The sequence below is a fragment of the Reinekea marina genome (assembly GCF_030409715.1).
Classification (GTDB): Bacteria; Pseudomonadota; Gammaproteobacteria; order Pseudomonadales; family Natronospirillaceae; genus Reinekea; species Reinekea marina.
The window spans coordinates 1-9,348 of record NZ_JAUFQI010000003.1 but is presented as its reverse complement, the minus strand read 5'-3'; the positions used below and the strand labels follow the sequence as shown (position 1 = coordinate 9,348).

Sequence of the window (9,348 nt, the reverse complement as noted above, 5' to 3'; positions counted from 1 at the left end):
GCAATAGCAAAATCTATTAGCCTTTTTGCAACGCCCCCGTCGACATGAATGCTGAAGCAAGCACAAAGAAAGGAATGGCAAGTAAGGTATAGTGGTTTCCAACCCGAATAATGAGATAGCTACAGACGATAAGAGTCGTGAGAAATAAACGTTACAAACAAACTGGAGGAAAGACCTAACGAAATACCGACCGGCACGCCGGCAAATAGTAAACCCAACACCATTGTGAATAAATTAAAGCTTCCACATTAGTCTCCGCCAAAATATTTTTATTTTCTTCAACTAATTCTTCAGCTTCATGTGCGCTGATGAGTGCTGCTCGCTTGCCCGTTAAAATGTCTACAATGCTTGTGTTCCTCTTAGGACTAGTAAGGCTAAGCCTAGTGGTAAGGCAAGTAACACAACCAACGATGAACGCGGTGTTGAAGTCCGAATAGCTCTTGAGCCCAAGCGGGGTAGCGCAGTTCTTCAGCGCCAATACCAATTTTGTACATTTTCGCCCAGTAAACAATGGCACCGCCACGTACATCAACTCCCAGCATGGCAACCCAAGTGCTGTCGAGTAAAATTAAGCCGTAGGCTATTACGCATACGGCACCAAATAAACTGAGTGTTTTTTCCGCTGGTTTAGGAAGTGCTTTGAGTACAATGTCTACTCCCAAATGTAGGTTTGTTTTAATGCCATAGCTCATTCCAAACAAAATTAACCATGAAAACATCAGCGTATTAAATCTAGTGCGGCTGACAACCGGTATTAAAACCGTATCGTGCTATAACCTGACCAAATGATACGGCCATTATTGAAACAATAATTAACACCAAGAAGTTTTCTTCTAGTCGATGCATGATTTTGTAAAATCTAAGCTCAAGTAGCCATAAAGCGGCTACGAGGCAAAGTAACGTTATGTGAGGCCAATAACTCGACATGGCTGCTCCTCGTTACGCGTTGGATTGCAAAAAGTAATGACGGTTTAAATTTTTAGTTGTAACCGGTGGGAATAGGCTGCAATAAGTATCGCAGCCTATAGTCATAGAATTACTTAAGAGCCTGCAGCGGCGTTAATTAAGTCTTTACCGATGGCTTTTTCAATTGTTTCCAAACAGGTTTCATTGCATTCACCATTTTTCGCGTTGGGCTGCATTTAATACGTTGATGACACCACCGCCGTTTAAAATATTCTGACGGTTATTGGCTTCTTTTTCTTTCACTTCTAGGTTAGCTTGAAGCGTGACATCATTAGCAATGGCGATAAATTGCTCGCGAAAACATCATCATCTAGGCTATCTAAAAACTCACGAGAGGTCATGAACAAATATGCCAATAATTGATGGTTGGTTTCCGTGACACTGTCCTGAACTTCGAAGAATTTTTTAGTATAAATATTCGACCAAGTATTTTCTGACCATCTACAACGCCAGTTTGAAGCGCGCCATAAACCTCTGAGAACGCCATAGGTTGTGGCGACGCGCCCATTGCTTTAATCATTGCCTTAGCAACATCGGATGTTTGTACTCGGAATTTTAGCCCTTTCGCATCCGTTGGTTCTATTAATGGTTTGTTGGCTGAGAAGTACTTCATGCCCGACATCCAATAACCTAAACCTACAAAGCCTACATCTTCCATTTCATTGAGTAAGCCCATGCCTTCTTTCGATTGTGTAAAGCGAATGGCAGCATCAATGTCTTTAAAGATAAACGGCAAGTCAAACACACCGAATTTTTCAGTATAAGAACCAAATTTGGAGAGCGAAGGCGCTAAAAGTTGAACATCACCTAATAAAAGTGCTTCTAATTCTTTACTGTCACCAAACAAGGTGCTGCTTGGGTATACTTCTACACACATTTTACCATTGAGTTCTTTGTTTACACGCTCTGCGAAGTTGTTTGACGCAACTACCTTAGGGTGCGTTGTGCCACCCGTTACGTGGCTCAGCTTTACAACAGTTTCACCTGGGTCGCAGTTCGCAGCAGCTAAAGAAGCGGTAGCACCAAAGGTAACGGTAGCCAAAACTTGTGCTAGTTTTTTAATAGTCATTGAATTGCCCTTATTGATTTATTGTTTTTGTTTAACAAAACCGTGCAACTGGTTCGAAGCGCGGAATTGGAAAGTAAAATAGCAATAGGTGTGCCAAACAGCTAATACATACGAAGAAGTAGGGCTACTCATGATTAAAGATCCATTTCATGTGTAGGAGATGACACATGAACAGCAGATCGATGATAGCTAGTGGGTAGCTAGCTACCCATCATGTCTTGTGGATCAATCAATTGATCTGTCTGAATGGCCAGTCTTTTAATCTTGTCGTAGAGACCTTGCGAGATAACCTAAGGATAAATAGGTTTCTTTTAGAGAGCCGCCATTTTTTATCAATTCGTGTTCAATGACTGTTTTCTCATATTGCTGAAGGCGTGTGGCTAAGTCACCGATTGGGACTCTTCTCTAGTTTCAATAAAACCGTTCCACATGCCCAAAACGAACCGATCTGCGTAGTTTCTTAACTCGCGAACGTTACCCGGCCAAGGGTATCTACATAATTGATCTACTAAGTTAGGTGATATTTCTGGTATATCTCTGCGGTATTTGCTTCTTGCAATCCTTGATAAGTGAAAAAATAGCAAGGGAATATCCTCTGTCCGCTCGCGTAGAGGCGGAATATTGAAACGTATTACGTTTAAACGGTAATACAAATCCATTCGAAACTCTTGGTTGTTGGAAAGGGTTTCTAGGTCTTCTTTGGTGGAGGCTATAAAGGTTACATCTAGATTGACGGATTTATTAGAACCTAACGGTTCAATCGTCCTTTGTTCAATCGCTCGTAAAATTTTTGCTTGTAAATCCAAAGGCATTGAATCGATTTCATCTAAAAATACTGTACCGCCCGCGGCATACTCAAGTTTACCAATCCGCTTTTTTGTCGCTCCCGTAAACGCTCCTTGTTCATGACCGAATAATTCACTTTCAATGATATCCGCGGGTATGGCTGCGCAATTAATGGCTACAAAGGGTTTTTCTTTTCTTTGAGAGAAATCGTGAATGGCTCGAGCCACAACTTCTTTTCCTGACCCTGTTTCTCCAATAATTAGGCTGTCTACATTGGTCGTAGACAGGGCTAAAATTTGTTCGCGCAGTAAAGCCATCTTTGGTGATCTGCCGACTAGGCGCTGACTGATAGGATTATGATCATCAATAGTTTCTCGTAAGCTTCGATTTTCTAATACTAAACGTCTTTTCTCAATTGCGCGCTTAACAACTTCGACTAAGCTTAAAATAGGGAAGGTTTTTCGAGAAAATCATAAGCTCCTTTTTGAATCGCTTCAACCGCTAACGGTACATCGCCATGACGGTCATTAGAATTACAGGAATGGCGGAATCTATTTCAATGGCTTTCGATAGAAAATCCATTCCGGTCAAATCTGGCATCATAATATCGCTGATCACCACACTGAATGAATCACTTGATAGGTGTGAAAGAATTTCTCGCGCAGCAAGATCTGTTCGAACGTTAAACCCTTCTAGCTCCAACCCCTGTTGAAGCGCATGGATCAAATCATTGTCATCATCCGTAAGCCAGATAGTCGCTTGAACCGATAATTCTGTTGTTCTTGTCATTGTTATTCAGTGCTCTTCACTTAATTGTGATTATTGTTTGGAAGGGAAATAGTAAAGCAAGCCCCACCTAATTGTGATTGACGGGTAACTATTTTGCCACCATGAGATTTAATGATGTCTTTAACGATGGATAACCCTAATCCTAGGCCGGCTCCAGATTTCTTTGATGTAAAAAATGGTTCGAATATAGAGTCTCGGTTAGCTGAGTCTATGCCGTCTCCTGAATCTTCTACTGATATGTCTATATACGCTTCAGTTATTTGAAAACTCACTAAAACCTGAGGTGAACTTAAATGATGCTGCGCATCGGTTACCGCATCTATAGCGTTACTGAGTAAATTAAGCATCACTTGGCTCAGTTGAATCGCATTGCCATAAACCTTCGCGGTTTTCGGTACTTGGTGCTTTAAAATAATTTTTTTTGATTTAACTCGAGGTTGTACCAACATAAATGCTTCTTCTACACAGGCGTACATATTTACAATGCTTTGTTTTTCAGAAGGTTTACGTGCAAAAGACATTAATGTTTTTGAAAGATCACCAAGACGTGCGGTTTGTTGTATTATTCGTTCAAAATTATCCATCGCTTGTTCATACTTATTGAGCCTTAAAAACTTTAGTCCATTTTCAGCATAAGTACGCATTGTTGCCAAGGGTTGATTGTATTCATGGCTTAAATTAGTGCTCATTTGGCCTATAGCCGCCAGCTTAGCGGAATGAATGAGCTCTTGTTGCGTGGTTTTTAATTGTTGTTCGGTTAAGATTCGTTCAGATACTTCCTTTCTTAAGCGCTCGTTAGTATTTCTTAACTCAGCCGTTCTCACATCAATTTCGTGTTCGAGTTCTTGTGCATGTTGGATTTCTTTTTGTTGAATTAATAATAATTTCTCTCGTCGCTAAGCCCAGCATAAACAAAATGACTAAGCCGAAGCCAATGGCAACAGACATGAGTCCAGTTTGAATGTTCTCAGCTCCTAAGCTTGGTCCTACAGTGCGTTCTTCAACAAAGGTCATTGGGGCGGCTAACGCACCAGCGCGTAATAGAAGTGCCAATTCTGAAGCTTCTTCAGAGCTGTCTAAGCCTGTTACTTGGAATTGTGATGAGAAGATGCCTTGAATCGTCGCCAAAGAAATAATTTCTTTAGTTTCGTAGTTACGGTATTGCGGAACCTGTGTACCGTTAACCGTTTCATACCCTAAAAGTTCGGCCTTTTGCTCAATAAACAAAACACCCATGCGCTTTTTAAGATTGTTTTTTGTGTTCTGCCCCATACGAGCACCGCCGGCACTGTCGAGGGTGACAGAAACAGAAGGTTGGCCATTTTCGTCATAGGTTACGTTGGCGTTTACAACGTTTTCACCGGTTACGATGATATCTCGGCTTAACATTGCCGTGGCATTGCTGTCTTTAAATTTATAAAGCTCGCCACTGCCGTCTTGAGATTCCATTCGGTATTCTAAGTTTGCAGACTTACCTAAAATGTTCTTGGCGCGAGCGGTATCTTGTTCACCAGGAAGCTCAACTACAATGCGGTTACGACCTTGGCGTTGAACCAATGGCTCACTGACGCCTATTTCATTTACTCGGTTGCTCAGTGTGGTTTGGTTCTGCTTAATCGCGTAATCTTCCATCGCTGTAACGGCTTCTTCCGTTAAGGTAAGGTCTATCGCTGGAAGGTTTCGTGCGGTTGTATTTGAACGAGTAAATTCATTTAAGTTGCGGCTAAACCATGTGGTTGCGGCATCTCGGTGATCTTCATCCGCTAAAATCACTTGAATGGTGCGATCGCCGCTGACAGTAACGGCACGGTAACGAATTTTTCGGTACGCAAGTTGCGTTTTATATCGGATTCAAAGTTAGCTAAGCGAGATGCTAAGTACTTCTCCATATCCACTTCCATCAAGAAGTGAACACCACCAGAAGATCTAGACCTAATGCCATCGGCTTGCCACCTAGCGCTGTGAGCCAGCTCGGTGTGGTCGGCGCTAAATTAAGGGCGACGACGTAATCGTTCCCTAAGCCTTTTTGCAACGCGGCTTTTGCCAACAGTTGATCTTTATTGCTGGTGACACGAATCAACAAAGATTGACCCTGAACTTCGCCACCAAAGTATTCAATATTGGCTTCTTCTAACACAGACTCGGCTTTATTCAGTGTTACGTCGGTTACGATTAAGCCTGCGCTAGCACCGCGTACTTGAATGGCAGGGTCATTCGGGTAAAGGTTAGGCAGGCTGTAGTAAATACCCAGCACCAGCACTAAGCCAATTAACAGGTATTTCCACAATGGGTATTTATTGAGCATGGTCGTTCCTTGCTGTAAATGTGGCTACGTTGTTCAGGTTTTTATTTTACCAACGTCAAAGTCAGTAAAATAAAAACCCGACGAGGTGTCAGGTTTTTACAAACGCTTTGTTACGTATCGCAGCCTGGTTTTATTAGATTGCTTTCAAAGTGCCTTTCGGTAACGTTGCCGAAATAGCCGCTTTTTGGAAAGATAAAACAACGTTAGGTGATACTTCAACCTGAACGTAATCATCGGTTACTTTAGAAACCTTACCCGCAATACCAGCAGTTGTAACTACTTCGTCACCTTTGCTGATCGCCGATAACAGTTCTTTGTGCTCTTTTGCACGCTTAGACTGTGGGCGCCAAACCATGAACCAAAAAATAACGAAGAAAATACCCAACATGATAGGTAACTGCCACGGGCTCGGTTGAGCTGGAACGGTTTGTGCCATCGCGGCAACAGGTACAAGCGCTAAAATAGCGGCTAAAATCTTTTTCATCAGTGATACTCCAAGTTTCAATTTTTAGTTGTTAGGGTGTTATTTATAAACTTTATGGTGCCAATGGCGGCGTTTCCAAGCCACGACGTGCATAAAAGTCATTTACGTAATCATCTAGGCGGTTTTCTTCAATGGCTAATCGCAGTTCGGCCATGAGTCGCTGATAATAACGAAGATTGTGAATCGTGTTTAATTGCGCACCGAGCATTTCACCACATTTATCGAGGTGATATAAGTAGGCTTTACTGAAGTTTTTGCAGGTGTAGCAATCGCACTCTGGATCTAGCGATGTTGTATCGTGGCGGTGCTTTGCATTTCGAATCTTTACTACGCCATCGGTTACAAATAGGTGACCATTACGAGCATTACGGGTTGGCATCACGCAATCAAACATATCCACACCGCGCCGAACGCCTTCGACCAAATCTTCTGGTTTGCCGACGCCCATCAGATACCGTGGTTTATCGGCAGGCATCTTAGCTGGTAGGTAGTCTAGAACCTTGATCATTTCATCTTTCGGTTCACCTACACTTAAACCACCAATGGCATAGCCATCAAAATCTATTTCATTTAAGCCTTCAAGGCTTTCTTCTCGCAGGTCTTCATACATGCCGCCTTGAATAATGCCAAATAAAGCCGAAGGGCTATCACCATGAGCGGCTTTAGAACGCTTAGCCCAACGTAAGCTCATTTGCATCGACTTTTTAGCTTCTTGATGCGTGGCAGGGTAGGGCGTGCATTCATCAAAAATCATCACGACATCTGAACCTAATGCGCGCTGAACTTCCATGCTGCTTTCTGGAGTCATGTGTACTTTTGAGCCGTTGACGGGCGACTGAAAAGTTACCCGTCTTCGGTGATTTTGCGCAGTTTACCGAGTGAAAATACCTGGAAACCACCTGAATCGGTCAGAATTGGCTTGTCCCACTGCGCAAAGTCGTGCAAATCGCCATGTTCGCTGATCACTTGAGTGCCCGGGCGCAACATAAGGTGAAAGGTGTTACCTAAGATAATTTCAGCACAATTTCCTTGATGTCTTTGGGTGTCATGCCTTTCACTGTGCCGTAAGTGCCTACTGGCATAAAGGCTGGTGTTTGCACTTCACCTCGTGGAAACGATAATGTGCCGCGGCGTGCTTTGCCATCGGTATTGTGAAGTGAAAATTTCATGAAGCAGCTGCGGCTCATTGGGTGTCCTCTTGTGCATGGCAGTTCGCGTTTTTAGTGACGAACATGGCATCACCATAACTGAAAAAGCGATAATTATTTGTAATGGCGCTTTGATACGCATCCATCACATGTTTGGTGCCAGCAAAAGCGCTGACCAACATAATAAGGGTCGACTTGGGTAAGTGAAAGTTAGTGAGCATGGCATCCACAGTTTTGTATTCGTACCCGGGGTATATAAATATACGAGTATCGCCCGTAAAAGGCTCAATATCACCGTTTTGAGAAGCGCTCTCTAAAGAGCGTACGCTGGTTGTGCCCACCGCGATAACGCGACCGCCCTTGGCTTTAGTTTTCTTGATTTCTTCTACAACATGCTCTGGAACGTCTATCCATTCCGCATGCATGGTGTGGTCTTCTAATTTATCGGCTTTTACAGGGCAAAGGTGCCTGCGCCAACATGCAGTGTGACAAAAGCAGTGTTGACGCCTTTTGCCTTAAGATTAGCTAAAATTTCATCATCAAAATGTAAGCCTGCCGTTGGTGCGGCTACGGCGCCTTTTTGCTGAGCATATACTGTCTGATAGCGTTCTCTATCGGTGTCGTCGTCTTCGCGCTCTAAATAAGGCGGTAGTGGCATGTGCCCGTGTAGTTCTAATAGATCGACTAATGGCTCGCTATTCGAGCATCGAATGCAAAATAGGTTTTCTTCTCGGCCGGTTACTTCCAGTTTAATATCGCCTTCCATTTGCAAAACAGTGCCTGCTTTTGGGCTTTTATTGCAACGAATATGTGCCACAGCTTCATGATCCGAAGTCATACGCTCGACCAATACTTCAACTTTGCCACCTGAGACCTTTTGACCAAATAATCGCGCAGGTATGACCGAGTGTTGTTAACACCAATAAATCACCTGGATTTACCAGTGACTCGATGTCAGGAAAATTCAAATGCTGAATATCACCGGTCGGTCCATCTAAATGTAAAAGACGGCTTCCGGTGCGGTTTGGAGTGGGGTGCCGAGCAATTTGGGCATCGGGTAGATCAAAATCAAAATCAGAGACTTGCATGAATATTTTAAGTGGCTCAATTAAAGGGCGCTCATTCTAACTGAATTGTGCGCTAGGCTCCATGCGCAACCGTTTATTTTCGTTACCAACTGTGCAGATTGCTTGCCTCGGCTGCGGCGTTCTGGTATTCATAGCAACAATAAAGTAAGTTATCAGGTTGAATTAGTAAGTTGTTGAATTTAAAGGAAAGAATTCATTAATAACAATAGGTCAAAATTCGCACAACTATTAGCTGATAGGTGCGTATTGTAGCGATTTAAAAGGTTTAGTAGTTGTGCGCCGTAGTGAAGCATTATATCAACCCAGTTACAGAGACATAGTCGATGAGCTTTCGCAGCCAGTCGCGGTGTTTGATAACTACTTCAATCTGATCTACGCCAACCTGCAATTTAACGAGCACGTCTCTAGAAAACCAACTTCCTTATTCGAACTTCTTCCCAACACAGCAAATATTGATACTCAGCAAATCCAACAAACCTTGTTGATCGATGGTCGATGGCAATCGCATGTAGAATCGCAAACCCAGTCAGGCCAGTCTTTGTATTTAACTCTGACATCACTCAACAGTGATGGCCGGCAAAGATATGTCGCACTTTTGAATTTAGCCTGCTGGTTACCGCCCCGAACCTCTCGTTTATTCACCAGAAAGACCCGTTAACGTCATTACCTAATCGATATTCCTTTTTAGAGCGCCTTCGGCAACGAATCGTCAG

12 protein-coding genes and 4 pseudogenes are annotated in these 9,348 nt (G+C 43.0%); 3 read left to right on the top strand and 13 right to left on the bottom strand.

Annotated elements, in window-relative coordinates; translation table 11 throughout:
* From QWZ13_RS19990 to QWZ13_RS19660, 10 genes and pseudogenes are all read right to left on the bottom strand, one after another.
* Positions 1–224 (bottom strand): annotated as a pseudogene (locus QWZ13_RS19990) (TRAP transporter large permease subunit); the annotation flags it as partial.
* Between the two features lie 156 nt (positions 225–380).
* Positions 381–719: a TRAP transporter small permease gene (locus QWZ13_RS19985; protein ID WP_353959035.1), complete on the bottom strand. Its 339-nt coding sequence runs from the start codon at positions 717–719 to the stop codon at positions 381–383.
* Positions 720–732: 13 nt separating this feature from the next.
* Positions 733–927, bottom strand: a complete 195-nt coding sequence (locus QWZ13_RS19980) for a hypothetical protein (RefSeq protein WP_353959034.1) — start codon at positions 925–927, stop codon at positions 733–735.
* A gap of 398 nt (positions 928–1,325) precedes the next feature.
* Positions 1,326–2,035: pseudogene (locus QWZ13_RS19690) on the bottom strand (DctP family TRAP transporter solute-binding subunit); the annotation flags it as partial.
* A gap of 380 nt (positions 2,036–2,415) precedes the next feature.
* The gene (locus QWZ13_RS19685) at positions 2,416–3,138 is read right to left on the bottom strand and encodes a sigma 54-interacting transcriptional regulator (RefSeq protein WP_435407462.1); all 723 of its coding nucleotides are present in this window, start codon (positions 3,136–3,138) and stop codon (positions 2,416–2,418) included.
* Between the two features lie 184 nt (positions 3,139–3,322).
* Positions 3,323–3,610, bottom strand: coding sequence for a response regulator (locus tag QWZ13_RS19680; protein ID WP_290283470.1), 288 nt, complete (start codon positions 3,608–3,610; stop codon positions 3,323–3,325).
* A 20-nt stretch (positions 3,611–3,630) separates the two neighbouring features.
* Entirely contained in the window at positions 3,631–4,434 is an 804-nt protein-coding gene (locus QWZ13_RS19675; protein WP_290283469.1) for a sensor histidine kinase, read from the bottom strand.
* A 1-nt stretch (position 4,435) separates the two neighbouring features.
* Positions 4,436–5,383 (bottom strand): SecDF P1 head subdomain-containing protein, encoded by a 948-nt coding sequence (locus tag QWZ13_RS19670; protein WP_290283467.1) that lies wholly within the window; start codon positions 5,381–5,383, stop codon positions 4,436–4,438.
* The gene (locus tag QWZ13_RS19665) at positions 5,380–5,514 is read right to left on the bottom strand and encodes a hypothetical protein (protein ID WP_290283466.1); all 135 of its coding nucleotides are present in this window, start codon (positions 5,512–5,514) and stop codon (positions 5,380–5,382) included. The genes QWZ13_RS19670 and QWZ13_RS19665 overlap by 4 nt, the downstream gene beginning before the upstream one ends.
* On the bottom strand, positions 5,511–5,915 hold the full coding sequence (locus QWZ13_RS19660; protein WP_290283465.1) for a hypothetical protein: 405 nt from the start codon (positions 5,913–5,915) through the stop codon (positions 5,511–5,513). Before QWZ13_RS19660 ends, QWZ13_RS19665 begins: the two co-directional genes overlap by 4 nt.
* Before the next feature lie 18 nt (positions 5,916–5,933).
* Between QWZ13_RS19660 and QWZ13_RS19655 the strand changes: the two genes are divergently transcribed.
* Entirely contained in the window at positions 5,934–6,092 is a 159-nt protein-coding gene (locus QWZ13_RS19655) for a hypothetical protein (RefSeq protein WP_290282816.1), read from the top strand.
* On the opposite strand, the gene yajC is transcribed toward QWZ13_RS19655, so the two are convergent.
* The 3 genes and pseudogenes from yajC to queA all read right to left on the bottom strand — a co-directional run bounded on the left by yajC (position 6,049) and on the right by queA (position 8,635).
* Positions 6,049–6,399 carry a preprotein translocase subunit YajC gene (gene yajC, locus QWZ13_RS19650; protein ID WP_215999912.1) on the bottom strand — a complete coding sequence of 117 codons (351 nt, stop codon included), beginning with the start codon at positions 6,397–6,399 and terminating at the stop codon, positions 6,049–6,051. The genes QWZ13_RS19655 and yajC overlap by 44 nt on opposite strands.
* A gap of 52 nt (positions 6,400–6,451) precedes the next feature.
* Positions 6,452–7,568: pseudogene (gene tgt, locus QWZ13_RS19645) on the bottom strand (tRNA guanosine(34) transglycosylase Tgt).
* Between the two features lie 14 nt (positions 7,569–7,582).
* Positions 7,583–8,635, bottom strand: a pseudogene (queA, locus tag QWZ13_RS19640) (tRNA preQ1(34) S-adenosylmethionine ribosyltransferase-isomerase QueA).
* 45 nt (positions 8,636–8,680) lie between these two features.
* Here queA and QWZ13_RS19635 point away from each other — a divergent pair.
* Positions 8,681–8,812 (top strand): hypothetical protein, encoded by a 132-nt coding sequence (locus QWZ13_RS19635; RefSeq protein WP_290282814.1) that lies wholly within the window; start codon positions 8,681–8,683, stop codon positions 8,810–8,812.
* Between the two features lie 97 nt (positions 8,813–8,909).
* Positions 8,910–9,293 carry a nitrogen regulation protein NR(II) gene (locus QWZ13_RS19630; RefSeq protein ID WP_290283463.1) on the top strand — a complete coding sequence of 128 codons (384 nt, stop codon included), beginning with the start codon at positions 8,910–8,912 and terminating at the stop codon, positions 9,291–9,293.
* Positions 9,294–9,348: the final 55 nt, after the last annotated feature.